Here is an 18649-nt window from a genome sequence, read left to right on the forward strand (position 1 = left end):
GCTTACGAGAACAGGGCTGCCGAGAGCATACGGCGCCCCTTGGCGGTGGCGGGGTCCTTGGGGCCCCAGGCCTCGAAGAATTCCAGCAGCTTGGTACGGGCGCCATCCTCGTTCCACGTGCGATCACGCTTGAAGATGGCAATCAGTGCCTCGGCTGCCTCGACGCGCTTGCCCTCGGCATTGAGAGCCAGTGCATAATCATAACGCGCCTGATGGTCGTCTGGATTGGTGGCGAGTGCTGATTCGAGCGCTGCGGTGTCGCTGAGTTCAGCCGCCTCGGCCTTGAGGCGCAGCGAATTGGTGATGCTGGCATAGGCCTCACCGCTGCGCTTGTCCTCGGGCACCATGTCGAGCGTGGCCTGGGCCTGCTCGCTCTCCCCGGCACTCAGATAGACCTGGGCCAGACCGATCAGCGCCTCGGCATTGTCGGGCTGGTGCTGGATGACCATGCCAAAGATCTGCGCAGCGCTGCCCAGATCGCCAGCGGCCAGAGCTTCATTGGCGCCTTTGACGGCGTCGGCAATCTGCGCCTCGATCGAATTCTCGGCTGCGGCGGGCGCGGGGGCGGCGGTGATCACCTTGTCGGCAAAGCGGCGCACCTCGGCTTCGGGCATGGCGCCCATAAAGCCATCAACGGGGCGACCACCGGCAAAGGCAAACACGGCCGGGATGGACTGCACGCCAAGCTGGCCGGCAATCTGGGGGTGCTCGTCGATATTGATCTTGACCAGCTTGATGGCGCCGGCCTTTTCGGTGACCACTTTTTCGAGTGCAGGAGTCAATTGACGGCAGGGGCCACACCATGGCGCCCAGAAATCGACAAGCACGGGCTGCTGGTTTGAGGCATCGATGACGTCGGCCTTGAACGCGGCGTCACTGGATTCCTGAATCAGCCCCGGTGCAGGTGCGGCATTATTGGCGGCGGCGGCGACATCGATGATCGGGGTGGACATGACAAAAAGGCCCTTGCAGCTAGGCGAAATCTGGAAGTTCGGGGCCCTTCTTGCGCCCGCAAACCGCGATGTGACAAGCCCCTCAATCCACAAGACGACACGAAGATGACGTTGGCGTCAAAATGTGGGTTGCAATCGGGCAAGTGTTTAGGCATATAGGCCCGCGTCGGCGGCGCACAAGAGTGTCGCAGGCAACGGAGCGCGGGTGTAGCTCAGGGGTAGAGCATAACCTTGCCAAGGTTAGGGTCGTGGGTTCGAATCCCATCGCCCGCTCCAAAATCTTCTCTTCCGCGAGAGAGGATACGATGAAAAGGCCGGACAGCAATGTCCGGCCTTTCGTGTTTTGCGCACCAGCATTGTTTCGTGAGCCGTTTTGACACGGGGGCCTTGACGGTGTCCCACGGCAAAAGGCCGGCCCCTGGGGACCGGCCTTTGATCACACATGCTGCGTTCTGGCGTCCGACTAGAACTCGCCTTCGGGATTGGCGCCGATGGAATGGATCGACAGATCCGCGCCGCGGCGCTGCTCGGCATCGGTGAGGCGAATGCCCAGCACGCGCTTGGTCAGCCAGTACAGCGCAAAACCGGCGATGAAGGCGTAGCCTGCGGCCATGGCGGTGCCCAGAAGCTGGCTGAAGAAGCTGACGCCCCCCATGCCGCCCAGGGCTTCGAGACCAAAAACACCTGCTGCAACACCGCCCCAGACGCCGCACAGGCCGTGCAGGGGCCAGACGCCGAGCACGTCGTCGATCTTGAATTTTTCCTGGGTCAGGGTGAAGCAATAAACGAAGATGCCACCGGCAGCGCCGCCGGTGAGCAGGGCCCCGATGGGATGCATGACGTCGGAGCCGGCGCAGACCGCAACGAGCCCGGCCAGGGCACCATTGTGGATAAAGCCAGGATCGCGCCGTCCGACAATGGTCGCCACGACGATGCCGCCAACCATGGCCATCAGCGAATTGATCGCCACCAGACCGGTGGCGCCAGCGACCGATTGCGCCGACATCACATTGAAGCCGAACCAGCCAACACAGAGCAGCCAGGTGCCCAGCGCCAGCCACGGGATCGATGAGGGGGGATAGGGACGGCCCTGTGGGCCATAGCGCCCGGTCCGGGCGCCCAGATGCAGCACGGCCGCCAGTGCCAGCCAGCCGCCGACGGCATGGACCACCAGAGAGCCGGCAAAATCATGCACCGGCGCACCGAAGGTATTGGCGAACCAGTCCTGAATGCCAAAATTGCCGTTCCAGACAATGCCTTCAAAGAAGGGATAGATCAGCCCGACAATGATCGAGGCGGCCAGCACCTGCGGCCAGAATTTGGCGCGCTCGGCAATGCCGCCCGAGATGATCGCCGGAACGGCTGCCGCAAAGGTCGCCAGAAAGAAGAATTTGACCAGTGCAAAGCCCTGCAGCGGGAAGGCCGCATCGGCGCCGCTGAGATCGGCGGCGCTCATGAAGAAGGTCACGCCATAGGCGACCCAATAGCCGATGAAGAAATAGGCGATGGTGGAAAAGGCGAAATCCACCATGATCTTGACCAGGGCGTTGACCTGATTCTTGTGGCGGACAGTGCCCACCTCGAGAAAGGCAAAGCCGCCATGCATGGCAAAGACCAGAATGGCCCCGAGCAAAACGAAAAAGACGTCGAGACCGACACTGGTCGTGTCCATCGGCAGATCCCCCAAAACACGAACGCTTGAAATACGTTCTTGGCGGGGATGTATCGGAAAGCGGGCCGACGCTGTCAACGCCAAGCTGGCGCTGAAGGCCAGATTTGGCGGCGCCAGTGGCAGCCGCCATATCTGGTTGTGCAGTGACCCAGCGCCCCGCTCAGGCCAACGCCTGTGCCATGGCCTTGAACAGCGGGATGCCCAACAGGATATTGAAGGGGAAGGTGATGCCCAGCGACATGGCCAGGGGCAGGCCGATATCGGCATCGGGCAAGGCCAGCCGAATGGCGGCCGGCACAGCGATATAGCTCGCACTACCGGCCAGGATGCCCAGCGCCGCGACCGAACCGGTATCGAGCCCGATCAGCGTGCCGACCAGCACACCAATGGTGCCATTGACCAGCGCCAGCGCGATGGCAAGTCCGGCCAGAGACGGTGTCAGGCTTTTGGTCTTGTGCAGGAAGCGGGCCGCCACCAGACCCATATCGAGCAGAAACAGGCACAATATGCCCCGGAAGGCGCCTTCAAAGACGGGCTGGATGGGGGCAAAGCCCTTTGGCCCGGCGATCAGGCCGATGGCGAAGCTGCCCACCATGAGCAGGACCGAACCATTGGTCAGGGCCTCGCGCAGATGACCTTTTGGACTGGCCGAATCGGTACTGGCGGATTTGCGCACCAGCCAGAGCCCGGTCAGGATGGCGGGCGTTTCCATCAGCGCCAGCACGGCCACCATATAGCCCGCCGGCGGCAGGCCATGCGCACCCAGAATTTCGACACCGGTCACGAAGGTGACCACGGAAACCGAGCCGTAATGTGCGGCTACGGAACCGGCATTGAGTGGATCAAGCTTGCCCAGCCGACGCAGCACCCAGAAGGCGGGCAGCGGCAACAGGAAGCTGAGGGCCACACCGGCGACACCCGCCAGTGCCAGTTCCGTGGTGAAGCCGGACTGGGACACCTGCACGCCGCCCTTGAGCCCGATGGCGGTCATCAGATAGAGCGCCAGCGCCTTGCCCACGACGTCGGGGATGCTCAGATCGCTGCGCACCAGAACGGCAAGCGCACCGAGCACGAAGAACAGGATCATGGGAGAGAACAGGGTTTCCATTGGGGTCTCAAGAGTTTTTGCCAGACGTCACTGGCGCTGATGTAGTCCGCCAAAATCATTCTGATAAATTCATTGATCAGATCGAAACGATCTATAAAACAGAACAATGAACAGCCTGAACTATAAGCATTTGCGCTATTTCCTCGAGGTTGCCCGGCAGGGCAATCTGACCCGCGCTGCCCGCATGCTGGGCGTGGCACAGTCAGCTTTGTCGACCCAGATCCACACCCTCGAAGAACGGCTGGGGCATCATCTGTTCGAGCGGGTCGGGCGCCAGCTGGTGCTGACCGAGGCGGGCCGGATTGCGCAGGACCATGCCGAAGCCATCTTTGCTGCAGGCGATGATCTGCTGGCGACGCTGCGCGTGGGATCGGGGCGGCGACAATTGCTGCGGGTGGGGGCGCTGGCGACGCTGTCGCGCAATTTCCAGATCGATTTCGTGCGGCCCTGTCTGGGCCAGCCGGACCTTGAAGTGATTCTGACCTCGGGCAGTCTGGCCGAACTGGTGGGTCAATTGCGCCATCTCGAACTCGATGTGGTGCTGTGCAATGCGCCGCCCGCCACCAGCCCCGCCGATGGCCTGATCGTTCACCGGCTCGCCCAGCAGACGATCAGCCTGTTTGCTGCGCCCACGCTGGACTGCTTTTCGCTCTCGCTGCGCGATGCCCTGGTCAGCCAGCCGGTGATCCTGCCCACCGGCGCAAGCAGCATCAGGGCCGAGTTCGACGGGCTGTGCGATCGTCTGGGGGTGTCGCCGGTGATCGTGGCGGAAGTGGACGACATGGCCATGTTGCGTCTGATGGCCCGCGAGGGGATTGGTCTGGCGCCCCTGCCCGCCATTGTCATTCGCGACGAGCTTGAAGCGGGCATGCTGCGCGAAGTGGTACAACTGCCAGCCATTCGCGAGGCGTTCTACGCCCTGACCTTCCAAAGGCAGTTCCCCAGCCGCGTCGCCGACGCGTTGATAGCCTCAGCATCAAGCTGGCGAAACGAAGCGGGCCACAACGCTACCGACCCCTGATCAGCATCAGGGGCATGGTTTGATGTCCATCAATGCACTTGGCTCACCCTTGGGTTTCAATCCAAGGGACGGCCTTGGTCGATCCGGGCCTGGTCCAGTGCGGCCCCGCCCTGTGGCAATGGCTGCAAATCCTGAGGAGACAGCGATGACAGTATTGATTGCCTATGCCACCAGCGAAGGGCAGACGCGCAAGATTGCCCGCCATATCGCAGACCGGATCGCCGATGGCGGCGGGGCGGTAGAACTTGTTCACGTTGCCGATGCGGAGGAGATCGAGCTGGGCCGGTTTGATCGGGTGATCCTGGCCGGCTCCATTCATATCGGGCACTACCAGCGTGCCCTCTCAGACTTTGCCGCCCGGTATGCCGATCAGCTCAACAGCAGGGCGACAATGTTTGTCTCGGTATCGCTGGCGGCCGCTGGTCACGACGCCGATGACTGGAACGGCTTCGAACCCATACTGGACGACTTCAAGGCGGCGACGGGCTGGACCCCGGGGCACGTGGCGCAGGTCGCCGGTGCCTATCAGCCGTCCAGATACGACATTTTCCGGAGGTTCGTGATGCGCCGCATCGTGGCATCCAAACAGCCAGCGGGAACCGATCTGGACGCCGACAAGGAGTATACCGACTGGCCGGCGCTGGACGCATTGGTCGATGGATGGATCAGGACACCTGCGCAATAGTCCGAGCGGACAGCCGGGCCAGGGCCCGGCCGTCCTGCCTCTTATCAGGGCAGTTTGTGTCCCGCCGCGGTGAACAGGCGATACCATTCCTGACGGGTCAGGGTGACGTCGGCACCAGCGGCAGAATCGGCGACGCGGCCGGGATTGGTGGTGCCCAGAACGACCTGGATATTGGCCGGGTGGCGGATGATCCAGGCCACGGCAATGCCGGTCGGGGTGACGCCATATTGGCCAGCCAGTTCGTCGATGACGTCGTTGAGTTCGGCGAAGTTCTCGCGATCGCCCAGGAACACCCCATCGAAGAAGCCCTTCTGGAAGGGCGACCAGGCCTGCAGCATCATGTTGTTGATACGCGAATATTCGAGCAGACCATTATCGCGGTCGATCGACTGATCGAGCCCGGCCATATTGGCCGCCACGCCCTGGGCGATGAGCGGCGCATGGGTGATCGAAAGCTGCACCTGATTGGCAACAAGCGGCTGCTTGACGGCGGTCTTGAGCAGGTCGATCTGGCCGGGCGTCTGGTTGGAGACACCGAAATTGCGGACCTTGCCGGCGGCAAGCAGCTTGTCGAAGGCCGATGCGACCTCGTCGGGCTCGACCAGCGTATCGGGGCGGTGCAGCAGTAGCAGATCGAGATAATCGGTGCGCAGCGCCTTGAGTGAGCCCTCGACCGATTTGAGGATGTGCTCCTCGGAGAAATCGAAATAGCCCTTGCCGATACCGGTCTTGGACTGGATGAAAACATCCTCGCGCTCGGCCGTATTGAAGCTGATGGCTTCGCCAAAGCGCGCCTCGCAGGCATGGCGCGCGCCGCCATAGATGTCGGCGTGGTCGAATACATTGATACCCGCGTCACGAGCGGCGCCGACCAGTGTCTGGACTTCCGCATCGCTCATCTTGGGAATGCGCATCATGCCCAGCACGACGCTGGACAGGGTGCGGTCGGTATGGGGCAGTTGATAGGTCTTCACGGGGCAAATTCCGGGACGGAGAACAGGATGCGTTGAATAGCCCAAACCTATCAGCCGCCACCGTGCCTGACCATGTGGGAAGGGGCTTTATGACAGGGTGGTGAGCAATTCCTTGGCCGCGGCCGCGCCGGCGCGGTTGGCGCCGATGGTGGAGGCTGAGGGGCCGTAGCCGACCAGATGGATGCGCGGGTCGCGGGCAACCTGGGTGGCCAGCCGCCCGGTCATGGTGATGCCACCCGAGGGTTCGCGCAATTGCAGCGGCGCCAGATGGTCGAGGGCGCTGCGAAAGCCGGTACACCACAGGATGACATCGACGGCCTGCTCGCGCCCATCGGCCCAGCGTACGCCGGTGGGGGTCATGGATTCAAACATGGGCTGGTTGTTCAGCGCGCCGCGCTGTTCCATGGCCGCAATGGCCGGGCTGCGTGGCAGGCCCGTGACCGACACCACCGAGCCCGGTGGCAGGCCGGCGCGCACGCGGTCTTCGACCAGCTTGACGGCAGCGCGGCCATCCTCGTGCGTGAAACTGCCGTCGCGGAAGTGCGGCGGGGTGCGGCTGACCCAGCTGGTGGTGGTCACCCGGGAGATTTCATCGAGCAGCTGGATGGCGGAAATGCCCGCGCCGACCACCATGACGTGCTGACCGGCAAAATCGCTGGCCGTCTGGTAGTCGCGCGTATGCAACTGGCGACCGGCAAAACTGTCGGCACCGGGATAGTCGGGGATGAAGGGTTTTTCCCAGGTGCCGGTGGCGTTGATCAGGCCGCGGGCGGAGTAGAGCCCGTGATCGGTTTCGATGCGCAGGCGCTCGCCGCGATTGCACACCACCCTGGCCGTGCTGGGGCGCTGCACCTGCAGGTCGAAGCGGTCTTCATAAGCGGCAAAATATTGCGGCACGGCGACCGCGGCCTGCACGCTGGGGTCTTCGCCCGCACTCTCGGTAAAGCTCATGCCGGGCAGATCGTGCACCCGGTTGACCGTGGACAGCGTCAGCGAGGGCCAGCGAAACTGCCAGGCGCCGCCGGGCCGGGGCGCCGAATCAAGCACCAGGAAATCGCGATTGGGGACCAGCCCGGCCCCTTTGAGATGATAGGCAGCACTGAGCCCGGCCTGCCCGGCGCCGATCACCACGATATCGAGCTTGCGCGCGATGCGGATGGCGGGTGTAGGGTCGGACATGGCGGGCTCCTGCTGGACCGCTACCATGTCGGGCAGTGCAGGCACTTTGCAAGGCGCGCAACTTCCCGCCGTCTGCTGAGTTCTGTTTTCAACAAGGAGACTGGCAATGACACATGTGACCTATGACGTGGTCGAACACGATGGCGGCTACGCCTACAAGGTCGGGGACGTGTTCTCCGAGACCTTCCCGACGCATGATGCTGCGCACAAGGCAGCGGAATCGGCAGCCCACCGTCAGCAATTGGGCGGCGAGACCGAGGCAATCCAATATCAGGGTGCCAATGGCAAGTGGCATGAGGAGCTGGCGCAGGGCGGCGACCGGCCCGAGACTGATGTCGAGGATAGGCTGGACGACTAATCCCTCACCCCAAAAGAAAGGAGAAGTCACCCATCAGGGCGCTTCTCCATTCTGCATCGCCAGGGAGGCGGAACTGTTGGACGGCTGTGCTAGATCGCGTCGCCGGCCGCATTGAACAGGTGCAGGCGGGCGGGGTCGATGTGCACCGCCACCGTTTCACCCAGCTCGACGGCGCGCTGCCCTTCGAGCACGATATTGATGGGCTGGTTGTCCTTGGTGGTCGCATAGACCACGGTCTGGCCACCCAGATTTTCCACCAGATCCACGCGGACCTCGGCCAGCTTGGTGCCGCTGCCTTCAGCCAGGGTGATGTGCTCGGGCCGCACGCCCAGCGTGGTGGCGCCGTCAACGGCACGGCCGATTTCGAGCGCATTGCCGGCAACGGTCAGCTTGCCGCCTTCGCTAGTGGCGGTCAGGAAGTTCATCTTGGGCGAGCCAATAAAGCCAGCCACGAACAGGTTCTTGGGGTTGTTGTAGAGCTCGAGCGGGGCGCCGGCCTGCTCGATGACGCCTGCGCGCAGCACCACGATCTTGTCGGCCATGGTCATGGCTTCGACCTGGTCATGGGTCACGTAGATCATGGTGTTACCCAGATCATTGTGCAGCTTGGCGATCTCGACACGCATCTGCACGCGCAGCTCGGCATCGAGGTTGGACAGGGGCTCGTCGAACAGGAAGATGCGGGGCTCGCGCACAATGGCCCGGCCAATGGCCACGCGCTGGCGCTGACCGCCCGAAAGCTGCTTGGGCTTGCGCTTGAGCAGCGGCTCGATCTTGAGGATCTCGGCGGCCTTTTGCACGCGCTGCTCGATCTCGGCCTTGGGCATCTTGGCCGTCTCAAGACCGAAAGCCAGGTTCTGATAGACGTTCATGTGCGGATAGAGCGCATAGCTCTGGAACACCATGGCGATGCCGCGGCGGGCCGCCGGCACATCATTCATGCGCTCATCGTCGATGATCAGATCACCGCCGGTAATCGGCTCGAGCCCGGCGATCATGCGCAGCAGGGTCGACTTGCCGCAGCCCGAGGGGCCCACAAACACGGTGAACTCACCGGGATTGATGGTCAGGTCGATGCCGTGCACGACTTTGACGTCGCCATAGGACTTGATGATGTTGCGCAATTCGATGTTGGTCGACATGGCGAACTCCTAAGCGGTCCGGAACTGAGCCGGGACCCAGCTTTCATAGAGGGAATGGCCGGGGCCGAGCGGTAGGACGACGTCCTCGCCCGTTGCCGATGAATGGTAGAACGCGGTCACCAGTTCGAGCGAGCGGCGCGAATCGGTGCTCGTGACGGGCAGCGGCGCGGCGCCGATCAGGGCAGCGTGGAAACGCTCCATCTGGGTCTGGAAGCGCGATGGCACATGCTTCCAATTGGCGAGCAGGGCGTCGATCTTGGCCTTGGTCTCGTCATTGCGCGGCTGGATCTTCCAGAGCTTTTCGCCGGGATTATAGGCGGCGTGATCGCTTTCGAAGGTCACATTCTCAAAGGCCAGACGAATCCGGGTGGTATCGTCGGCGGCGCCCAGCGTTGCGGTCAGGCTGGCCAGAGCCCCGCTCTTCATCACCAGCGATGCCGAGATGGTATCCTCGACCTCGATCGGATTGACGCGGGTGGCGACACGGCCGAACACCTGGCTGATATCGCCCATCAGATAGGTGAACAGGTCATGGGGGTGGATAGCATGACCCATCAGCACACCACCGAGTTCGGTGGCCCATTTGCCGCGCCAGGGCACAGCGTAATAATCGGCGTCGCGACGCCAGAAGGTTTCCACCGTGCCGGTATAGGCCTTGCCGGCCAGACCTGCATCGATGATGGCCTTGGCCTGCTCGATGCCATCGCCGAAGCGATACTGGAACACCGGCATCAGCTTGCCCTTGGAGATCTTCTCCTGGGCCATGACTTCATCAACCTGGGCGAGCGAGCCGACCAGCGGCTTTTCGCAGATGACGTGCTTGCCAGCCTTGAGCGCGGCCATCACCATGGGATGGTGCAGCATTGGCGGGGTGCAGACATCGATGATGTCGATATCGTCCATGGCCAGGACGTCGTCGAAGTCGGTGACGCGGCGCTCAATGCCGAATTCATCGGCAACGGTGCCCATGCGCTCCTGGTTAAGATCGCACAGCGCGACCACCTTGAACTTGTCGCCATTGGGCAGGTAGCCCTCGACGATGTGGCTGCGGCCAATGCCGACGCCGATAATGGCTACGTTGAAAATCTTGCTCACTGTGCCCACTCCGTGCCGCGCTCAGCCAGTTGCTGAGCCGTCAGGGCCAGCTTCATGGCGTTGAAGCAGCGCTCCTGCGGCATGGCAGTCTCGGTGCGGTTGCGCACATCGTCAAGGAACTGGCGACCAAATGGCAGATCGACATCGGAGCAGTCGATATGGCGTGGGCCTTCGGCATTGACGATGAACAGGTGGTTCTCGCCTGGCTTGCCGGCAATATCGATATATTTGCGCAGTTCGATATAGCCTTCGGTGCCCAGAATGGTCAGGCGGCCATCGCCCCAGGTCGGCAGACCCTTGGGGGTGAACCAGTCAACGCGGATATAGCCGGTGGTATCGGGTGTCTTGAGCGCCACGTCGCCCACATCCTGCAGGCCGGGACGGTGCGGATTGGCGCGGTTGGCGACGCTGGCCGAGACGATTTCGGCATCCATGGCGTCCGAGAAGAACAGGAACTGCTCGAACTGGTGGGCGGCGATGTCGCACAGAATGCCGCCATAGCTCTGACGATCGAAGAACCAGTCAGGGCGCGGATTGTTGTTGAGTGCGTGGGGGCCAAGGCCAACGGTGTTGATCACCTTGCCGATGGCGCCCTGGGCAATCAGATTGCCCGCTTCAACGGTCGCCCTGACTTCGAAGTGCTCCGAATAGAGCACGGCATAGATGCGACCGGTCTCGGCCTGCACCTTCTTGATCTCGTCGAACTGGGCAAAGCTGGTCATGCCCGGCTTGTCCGAGAGCACGTCCTTGCCATGTTGCATGGACTTGATCGAGATCGCGGCGCGGTCGGCAGGGATAGCCGCTGTGGTGATCACGGCGATGGATTCGTCTTCGTAGATTTCCTGGGGGTCAGCAACGCGCTTGGCCTCGGGAAACTTTTCGGCAAACGCTGCGGCCAGATCGTCTTCCACTGCGTGGAAGGCGACGAGCTGGGCGCCGGCGCGCTTGAGGCACTGCACCTGGCCGTAGATATGGCTGTGGTTGATGCCGATAGCGGCGAATTTGATATCAGTCATAGGTCTAGCGTTTCATACCGGTAGTGGCGATGCCCTCGATGAGCATGCGCTGGAAGAAGAGGAAGAACAGGAAGATCGGCACCAGGCTGAGCACGCTCATGGCGAACAGTCCGCCAAAGTCGCTCTCACCGGTACTGTCGGTGAAGGTCCGCAGACCCAGCATCACCGTGTAGGACTTCATTTCGCTCAGATAGATCAGCGGGCCAAAGAAGTCGTCCCATGTCCAGATGAAGGTGAAGATGGCAGCGGTGGCCAGCACGGGCGTGGAGAGCGGAAGAATGATCTTCCAGTAGATACGCCATGGCGAGCAGCCATCCATCTGTGCGGCCTCATCGAGTTCGCGGGGCAGACCCCGGAAGAACTGCACCATCAGGAAGATGAAGAAACCATCAGCCGCCAGGAATTTTGGCACCACAAGCGGCAGGAAGGTGTTGACCCACCCCAGGCTGCGGAACAGCACATATTGCGGGATCAGGGTCACCTGATAGGGCAGCATCAAGGTCATCAGCATCATGGCGAACCAGAAGCTCTTGAACTTGAAATTGAGGCGCGCAAAGGCATAGGCGGCCATCGAGCAGGCCAGCACATTACCCACAACCGACAGCCCCGAAATGATGAAGCTGTTGATGTAGAAGGTGCCAAAGCTGGTGCGCAGACCGTTCCAGCCACGAATATAGGAGTCGATGCTCCAGCTACTCGGGATGATGCTGGCCGACGTGAATATCTCGTTTTCAGGGCGGAAAGAGGCCGCCAGCAGCCAGAACAGCGGATAGAGCATCAGTATCGACGCGGCGAGCAGCGCCACATGGATCAGTACCGAGGTCATCCCGGAGCGGGTCGGCGACTCGTTGCCGGTCACTACAGTGAGTTGGGCCGGGACATCACTCATCGTAGTGCACCCAATATTTTGAGGTCAGGAAGGAGAAGGCGGTAAACAGACCGACCAGAGCGAGCAGGACCCAGGCCAGTGCCGAGGCGTAGCCCATCCGGAAGAAGCCAAACGCCTCCTGATAGAGATAGAGCGTGTAGAACAGCGTCGAATTGATCGGATTGCCGGTACCGCCCGAGATGATGAAGGCGGGCGTGAAGCTCTTGAAGGCTTCAATGGTCTGGATGATGGCGTTGAAGAACACCACCGGGGTCAGCAAGGGCAGGGTGATCTTGACGAACTGCCGCCATTTGCTGGCGCCGTCCAGACTGGCCGCCTCATACATGTCGGTGGGGATCTGACGCAGGCCGGCCAAAAAGATGATCATGGGCGAGCCGAACTGCCAGATCGAGAGCACGATCAAGGTCCAGAGCGAGTATTTCGGATTGGAAATCCAGCTCGGGCCCTCAATGCCGATCATCAGCAGCAGCTTGTTGACCAGGCCGTCACCGGCGAAAATCTGGCGCCACAGGATGGCGATGGCCACCGATGCACCGAGCAGGCTCGGAAGATAGAACAGGGCGCGATAGAGCGGCAGGCCGCGGATACCGCGATTGAGCAGCATGGCGACTGCCAGCGCGAAACACAGCTTGAGCGGGACCGAAAAGATCACGAAGAACATGGTCACGCGCATCGACGTCCAGAACTTGGCGTCGTTGGTGAACATGCGGATATAGTTGTCTGCGCCCACCCAGTCAGGGGAGGTCAGCAGATCGAAATTGGTGAAGCTGAGATAGAGCGAGGTGGCCATCGGGCCAATCGTCAGACCCAGAAAACCGATCAGCCAGGGCAGCAGGAACAGATAGCCAGGCGCATCATTCTGCCAGATCCGGGACCACACCGATTGGCTGGAGGCCGGTTTGCCGACGGCGCTGCGATTGGCGCTCAGAGTATCATTGACCGCCATCGTCAGTTCACCTGAGGCAGCGTGGTCGTCGTCGCAACGACACCGTGAGAAGAATGCGACATGAAAGGCTAATCCTTGCGGTCACTGGAAAGAGCCGCGCGCCCGTAGGACGCGCGGCGAGGTATCAGACTCAGGAACGGCTGAGGATGTCGTTTGCACCGCTGACCAGATCACGGCCAGCCTGTTCCGGCGACTTGGCGCCGAAACCGACTTCCTGACCCAGGGTACGGATCAGCGAGGCGTCGATTTCACCAGCCGATGGTGGTGGTGGTGGTGGCAGCGCACCCAGCAGATCGCCGAGGTTGGCCACGAAGTTCAGGGCAATCTGACCCTTTTCGTCGAGCGTAGGCGCGACGACTTCGCGGGTCGAAGGCAGGCAAGGAATGCCGCGCTCGACACCCAGAACCTTGGCGGCTTCTGGATTGGAGATGAAGAAGTTCAGGAACTCGGCTGCCTTCTCCTTGTTGGCGGAGCTGCCGCCAACGGAGAAGAACATCGAAGGCTTACGGTAGTGACCGCCGCCCGAACCGGCAGCCGCACGTGGGTAGCCGATCATGTTGAGGTCGTCCTGAACGATGGTCTGGTAGGCGACCAGCTGGTTCGAGTTGGACGGCATCAGGGCGGACTTGCCCAGAACGATCATCGTGGTTTCGAGCGGACCGCTATCGAGGGCCTGGTCTTCAGCCGATACGCAGGCACCAGCCTTACGCAGCTTGTCCCACATGGTGTACCATTCGATGGCATCATCTTCATCAAAGGCCAGCTTGCCTTCAGGCGTGTAGAGTTCCTTGCCGCGCTGGCGCAGCCAGTTGTGCAGCATGGGCTCGGTGTAGGAGCCATCCGACATCACCTTCATGCCGCCACGAATGTTGGCGCTGTTGAAGGCTTCAGCCATTTCCATGATGTCGTCATAGGTCCAGGCATTGGTCGGTGCGTCGATGCCGACTTCGGCAAAGGCGTCGGTGTTGACCAGCGTGGCCACCGAGTTGGCGCCAAGCGAGATACCGAACAGCTGACCGCCGACCTTGCCGCCGTCGAGCTGATCCTGATCAAAGCTGTCGAGCTTGAGCGGACCACCAACGAATTCATCAAGCGGGGCAATCGCGTTACGCGATGCGTATTCAACGATATAGCGGTAGTCCATCTGGACGATGTCAGGGGCGTTGCCGCCAGCGGTCTGGGTTGCCAGCTTGGGCCAGTAATCGGACCAGGACAGGAACTCAGGCTCCATCGACACGCCCGACGCTTCGGTGAACATGTCAGAGACCGCATAGGTGCGGTCGGCGCGATCCTGGCCACCCCAGAACAGCAGACGCAGCGCGTCGGACTGGGCAAAGCTGGGCGATACGCCAGCAGCGCCGGCCGCGAGCAGCGCGGAGCTGCCCATCAGGAATTTGCGGCGATCGATACGAATAGTCATCAGGTTTCCTCCCATGAACTGTGGTCGTTCCGGCACGCGGAACGCTTTGCAATCCAGCGACCTCCCGTCGCTAAATCACCAACCGGTTACATAATTCCGCAGCCCGACATCCCTGTCACTTACGGGTCCCTGCGTTTTTTGAGAATTTTTCAATTCGCAAGCTGCGCAAATAACCGACTAGTTACGACATAGCACACTGATTTGGCGGGGCGCAATCGACTTGTATGGAAGATTGCCAGAGTCGTGAATGCCACGCTAACCAGATCTGCTCTTCGTCGATAATCCCTTGAATTAGTGCGTCTTTTTGGCATTGAGTCAAGCATTGACCGCTGCCGCCTCCGGCGCCCTTTGCGGGCGTATTCTTGTTCTCACACAAAAGTTTGGCCCAGACTCGACCAAAAGAAAAATACGAAATATCGTTGGTATTATAGATTTTTTCTATGGACAGGATATCCCGATGGACAAGCTGCTGAACCAGTTTCTCGCCGTGGCCGAGGCGGGCACGATCAGCGGCGCGGCGACGGCGCTGTTCATTACCCAGCCCACGCTGACCTTCAACATGCGCAAGCTCGAGGAATCGATGGGGGTACCGCTGCTGACGCGCTCCTCGCGCGGGGTGGAGCTGACTGCCTATGGCGAGACGCTGTACCAGAACGCCCGGCTGATGCGGCGGCTGCATGACAATATGCTCAAGGCGATCGAGCAGCAGCGCGGGCGCATCGAGCAGGGGCTCAATATCGGCACCGGCTATTCGTGGTGGAATCTGTTCATCCGCGACATGGTGGTGGGCTATTCCAATGCCTTTCCCAATGCGCGGGTGCATATCAGTCTGGGCAATCAGCTGCGCCTGATGGACCAGTTGCTGACCGGCGATATCTCGCTGTTTGTCGGGCACGAGATCGAGGGGCTCAATCGCAGCGCCGGGGCCCGCTTTATCCCGCTGAGCAAGGTGGGCAACGGCTATTTCGTGCGGGCAGGCCACCCGCTGCTGGCGGCGCCGCGCAGCATTGCTGAAATCGAGATGTATCCCGCGGTCACCAGCGCCCTGCCCGAGACCCGGCATCAGCGGTTCTTCGAAACCTGGAGCCGGACCACCGCGGCCAGCGCCAATTTCGACCGGGGCAAATATGCCTTTGCCTCCAATTCGATGGCGGCATGTCTGGACTATGTGGCGCGCACTGATGCGGTGATCGGCCATACCGAGGTGATGGATGCCGAATTCGTGCGGCGCGGGCTGGCGCGCGTCACGGTGACCGAAACCACGGCACCCTCGGTGATCGGCATGTATGCGCTCAATGAGCGGCTGGACGAGCCGCGTGTGGCCGAGCTGATCAGCTGGCTGCAGGAGGCTGCCAAGGCGGTGCTGCCGCCGCTGGACTAGCCCTGCCCGACCGGCTTGGTGCGCAGATAGTCGAGCACCATCTGCACCGCCTGGGCCTCGCGCTCCTGCACCATGTCGATGCCCGAGAGATCGCGGGCGAAGATCACCGAGAGCGTGGCCATGTTGGACACGTAGAAAAAGCCCAGCGCGGCAATCGAAATATAGAGCTGGACCGGATCGACATCGCGGCGGAAGACGCCGATTTCGGCGCCGCGTTCGACAATGGTGGTGATCTGACCAACCAGCGGCGAGTGCAGCGCCTGGATATCGGTCATGGTCTTGAGAAAGCGCGCATTCTCGATGTTTTCGGTATTGAGCAGGCGCGGAAACCAGGGATTGGCCAGAAAGTGCCGGAAGGTGAAGCGCACCAGCCGGTCCATGGCTTCGGCGGGTCCGAACTGATCCAGGCTGAGCGCCCGTTCGCCGCGCCGGATCTCCTGATAGGCATCGAGCAGGACGGCGCGGTAGAGCTCTTCCTTGTTGCCATAGTAGTGGTAGAGCAGTCGCTTATTGGCGCCTGCCAGCGCGGCAATGGCGTCCACCCGCGCCCCTTCAAAGCCGCGTTCGGCAAATTCGGCGCGCCCGGCGACCAGAATTTCCGCCTTGGTGCGGGCGCTATCGCGAACCCGCTTGGCCCGCGGCGGCTTAGCCTTGGGCGGCGGGGTCGGTTTTGCCGCGATTGAAGAGGGCTCTGACACGCTTGGATACCGCCGGAATGGACATCAGGATGGTGAAAACAATGATCAGGCAAATAACAGCACTGATGGGACGGGTAAAGAAAGGGCTTGGATCGCCATTGGTCAGCTTGAGGCCGCGCCGCAGGTTCAGATCGAGCAGATCGCCCAGAATGATCCCGAGCACCAGCGGTGCCATGGGGTATTTCATTTCACGCAGGATGAAGCCGACAATGCCGAAGCCAACCATGACATAGACGTCGAACATGCGCTGGGTAATGGCAAACGAGCCCACCACGCACAGCACATAGACCACCGCCATCAACCGCTCGCGCGGCACAGCGAGCACCTTGAGCAGCGGCTTGGTCAGGGTCAGGCCGAACACCAGAATGGCCAGGGTCGAGAACAACAGGATGGCCACGATCTGGTAGAGCACTTCGGGGGTTTCGGTCATCAGCAGCGGGCCGGGCCGAATGCCGTGAATGAACATGGCGGCGATCAGCACGGCGGCGGCGGCCGAGCCGGGCAATGCCAGGGTCAGAGTGGGGATCATGGCGCCGGGCACCACGGCCGAATTGCCGGTTTCGGCGGCAATCAGGCCTTCCTGACTGCCCCGTCCGAACATGTGCGCTTCCTTGCTCGAGCGCTTGGCTGCGGCATAGCTGGCCCAGGCGCCGACATCCTCACCCACGCCGGGCACAATGCCCACAAAGGTGCCGATCAGGCCCGAGCGCAGCGTGGTCTTCCAGTATTTGAGCACATCCTTGAGGCGCGGCACGACGCGGTCCGAGGACGAAACGATGCGGGCCTGGGCGCTGCGCTTCATGACGCCGAGGATTTCGGCAAAACCAAAGGCACCCACCATGGCCGGGATCAGATCGACCCCGCCACCGAGCGAGGAAATACCAAAGGTGAAGCGCTGATGGGCATGCAGGGTTTCCATGCCGACCATGGCGACCAAAAGGCCCAGAATACCGGCAATATAGCCTTTGAGCGGATCATCCATGGCCGTGAGCTGGCCCGAAATGACGACGCCGAACAGCGCCAGCCAGAAGAATTCATAGGTGCCGAATTTCAGCGCCGCCTCGGCGAGCAGGGGCGCGATCAGGGCGAGCGCAAAAATGCCGATGACCGTACCCAGCGCCGAAGAGGTGGTGGCCAGGCCCATGGCCATGCCGGCCTTGCCCTGCAGCGCCAGCGGATGGCCATCCAGCGTGGTGGCGGCACTGGCGGGCGTTCCGGGAATGGCGAGCAGAATGGCGGTGCGGCTGCCACCATAAATGGCGCCAGAATAGATGCACATCAGGCACAGGATCGCCTGATCGGGCGCCATTTTGTAGGTCAGCGTCACCAGCAGGGCCACGCCCATGGTAGCGGTCAACCCCGGCAGGGCGCCGATGACGATGCCCAGCAGTGTCGCCCAGACGATGTTGAACAACGAGATGGGGGTCAGGAAATGGGCGATACCAGCGGCCAGCAGGCCAAGACCGTCGAACATGATTAGATAACTCCGGTCAGGGTAGACGCACGAGGAACAGGCGCTGGAATACCAGTGTGACGACCGTTGCGGTGACCACGGCCAGTCCGAGCGCCCAGGGCAGGGTCTGGATCAGGGTGCGGCGCGGCGATGCCAGCCACACTTCAAACACCAGAATGAAAACAAAGACGAAAATGCCGGTCGCCAGCCAGAAGGGCAGCCAGCCGACCAGCACCAGCGTGTAGGTCAGGGTCAGCACCAGCACGGCGGCAGCCCGCTGGGCCGAGGTGGAAATGATGGCGTTGCCCAGACCGCTCCAGCCGCCCGGCGCGGGCGAACGCAAGGAGCGCACGGTCAGGATCAGGCCGCAGATCATCAACGCAATGGCGAGCATGCCGGGCACCAGGCCGGGCACGGTCAGCGGATTGATGCGGCGCACTTCAAGCCGATCCATGGTCCAGGAGCCAAAGAAGGTGGCTGCGGCCAGCACGATAAAGAACAGCCCAGCCACCAGATCCGCTTTGATCATGGCAGGGGGTTCGACCTCCACGGTCCGGGATGTCTGCATCGCTTCGGCGGGTTTGGAATCGTCGACCATGGGGGAATAATCTCGTTAAAGAAGTCCGGCCCGGCGGGAACACCCGCCGGACCGCAGACAC

At 61.8% G+C, this 18649-nt stretch carries 18 protein-coding genes and 1 tRNA gene; 5 read left to right on the forward strand and 14 right to left on the reverse strand.

Features of this window, described 5'->3' with window-relative positions:
* Positions 1-2: 2 nt before the first annotated feature.
* On the reverse strand, positions 3-953 hold the full coding sequence (trxA, locus tag AC0L37_RS18095; protein ID WP_282222427.1) for a thioredoxin: 951 nt from the start codon (positions 951-953) through the stop codon (positions 3-5).
* 201 nt (positions 954-1154) lie between these two features.
* Here trxA and AC0L37_RS18100 point away from each other — a divergent pair.
* Positions 1155-1229, forward strand: a tRNA-Gly gene (locus AC0L37_RS18100).
* A gap of 187 nt (positions 1230-1416) precedes the next feature.
* On the opposite strand, the gene AC0L37_RS18105 is transcribed toward AC0L37_RS18100, so the two are convergent.
* Positions 1417-2625: an ammonium transporter gene (locus AC0L37_RS18105; RefSeq protein WP_212660128.1), complete on the reverse strand. Its 1209-nt coding sequence runs from the start codon at positions 2623-2625 to the stop codon at positions 1417-1419.
* Between the two features lie 160 nt (positions 2626-2785).
* Positions 2786-3733: a sodium-dependent bicarbonate transport family permease gene (locus AC0L37_RS18110; protein ID WP_282222426.1), complete on the reverse strand. Its 948-nt coding sequence runs from the start codon at positions 3731-3733 to the stop codon at positions 2786-2788.
* A 106-nt stretch (positions 3734-3839) separates the two neighbouring features.
* Here AC0L37_RS18110 and AC0L37_RS18115 point away from each other — a divergent pair, with 106 nt between their 5' ends.
* Together AC0L37_RS18115 and AC0L37_RS18120 are read left to right on the forward strand one after the other, a co-directional pair.
* Complete coding sequence (locus AC0L37_RS18115) at positions 3840-4754, forward strand: LysR family transcriptional regulator (RefSeq protein WP_269371862.1); 915 nt, start codon at positions 3840-3842, stop codon at positions 4752-4754.
* Between the two features lie 145 nt (positions 4755-4899).
* Positions 4900-5439: a flavodoxin domain-containing protein gene (locus AC0L37_RS18120; RefSeq protein ID WP_282222425.1), complete on the forward strand. Its 540-nt coding sequence runs from the start codon at positions 4900-4902 to the stop codon at positions 5437-5439.
* Positions 5440-5483: 44 nt separating this feature from the next.
* On the opposite strand, the gene AC0L37_RS18125 is transcribed toward AC0L37_RS18120, so the two are convergent.
* Positions 5484-6413 (reverse strand): aldo/keto reductase, encoded by a 930-nt coding sequence (locus AC0L37_RS18125; RefSeq protein WP_282222424.1) that lies wholly within the window; start codon positions 6411-6413, stop codon positions 5484-5486.
* Positions 6414-6500: 87 nt separating this feature from the next.
* Positions 6501-7592 (reverse strand): NAD(P)-binding domain-containing protein, encoded by a 1092-nt coding sequence (locus AC0L37_RS18130; RefSeq protein WP_282222423.1) that lies wholly within the window; start codon positions 7590-7592, stop codon positions 6501-6503.
* 106 nt (positions 7593-7698) lie between these two features.
* Here AC0L37_RS18130 and AC0L37_RS18135 point away from each other — a divergent pair, with 106 nt between their 5' ends.
* Entirely contained in the window at positions 7699-7950 is a 252-nt protein-coding gene (locus AC0L37_RS18135) for a DUF2188 domain-containing protein (protein WP_212660122.1), read from the forward strand.
* Between the two features lie 89 nt (positions 7951-8039).
* On the opposite strand, the gene AC0L37_RS18140 is transcribed toward AC0L37_RS18135, so the two are convergent.
* The 6 genes from AC0L37_RS18140 to AC0L37_RS18165 form a co-directional block, all read right to left on the reverse strand.
* Complete coding sequence (locus AC0L37_RS18140; RefSeq protein WP_212660121.1) at positions 8040-9092, reverse strand: ABC transporter ATP-binding protein; 1053 nt, start codon at positions 9090-9092, stop codon at positions 8040-8042.
* Between the two features lie 9 nt (positions 9093-9101).
* Positions 9102-10187, reverse strand: coding sequence for a Gfo/Idh/MocA family protein (locus AC0L37_RS18145; protein WP_212660120.1), 1086 nt, complete (start codon positions 10185-10187; stop codon positions 9102-9104).
* Positions 10184-11203: a Gfo/Idh/MocA family protein gene (locus AC0L37_RS18150; protein ID WP_212660119.1), complete on the reverse strand. Its 1020-nt coding sequence runs from the start codon at positions 11201-11203 to the stop codon at positions 10184-10186. The genes AC0L37_RS18145 and AC0L37_RS18150 overlap by 4 nt, the downstream gene beginning before the upstream one ends.
* A gap of 4 nt (positions 11204-11207) precedes the next feature.
* Complete coding sequence (locus AC0L37_RS18155; RefSeq protein ID WP_249327991.1) at positions 11208-12029, reverse strand: carbohydrate ABC transporter permease; 822 nt, start codon at positions 12027-12029, stop codon at positions 11208-11210.
* A 55-nt stretch (positions 12030-12084) separates the two neighbouring features.
* Positions 12085-13038: a carbohydrate ABC transporter permease gene (locus tag AC0L37_RS18160; protein ID WP_269371873.1), complete on the reverse strand. Its 954-nt coding sequence runs from the start codon at positions 13036-13038 to the stop codon at positions 12085-12087.
* A 130-nt stretch (positions 13039-13168) separates the two neighbouring features.
* A complete protein-coding gene (locus tag AC0L37_RS18165) occupies positions 13169-14458 on the reverse strand; it encodes an ABC transporter substrate-binding protein (RefSeq protein WP_212660116.1) in 1290 nt (429 codons plus the stop codon).
* A 457-nt stretch (positions 14459-14915) separates the two neighbouring features.
* On the opposite strand from AC0L37_RS18165, the gene AC0L37_RS18170 reads away from it, so the two are divergent.
* The gene (locus AC0L37_RS18170; protein WP_212660115.1) at positions 14916-15839 is read left to right on the forward strand and encodes a LysR family transcriptional regulator; all 924 of its coding nucleotides are present in this window, start codon (positions 14916-14918) and stop codon (positions 15837-15839) included.
* On the opposite strand, the gene AC0L37_RS18175 is transcribed toward AC0L37_RS18170, so the two are convergent.
* From AC0L37_RS18175 to AC0L37_RS18185, 3 genes are read right to left on the reverse strand one after another with little or no spacing between them, the layout of a single operon-like run.
* Entirely contained in the window at positions 15836-16537 is a 702-nt protein-coding gene (locus tag AC0L37_RS18175) for a TetR/AcrR family transcriptional regulator (protein ID WP_212660114.1), read from the reverse strand. The genes AC0L37_RS18170 and AC0L37_RS18175 overlap by 4 nt on opposite strands.
* Entirely contained in the window at positions 16485-18011 is a 1527-nt protein-coding gene (locus AC0L37_RS18180) for a tripartite tricarboxylate transporter permease (protein WP_282222422.1), read from the reverse strand. The genes AC0L37_RS18175 and AC0L37_RS18180 overlap by 53 nt, the downstream gene beginning before the upstream one ends.
* Positions 18012-18027: 16 nt before the next feature.
* Positions 18028-18588 carry a tripartite tricarboxylate transporter TctB family protein gene (locus tag AC0L37_RS18185; protein WP_269371877.1) on the reverse strand — a complete coding sequence of 187 codons (561 nt, stop codon included), beginning with the start codon at positions 18586-18588 and terminating at the stop codon, positions 18028-18030.
* Between the last annotated feature and the right edge of the window lie 61 nt (positions 18589-18649).

It is taken from the genome of Devosia sp. J2-20, from assembly GCF_055808475.1.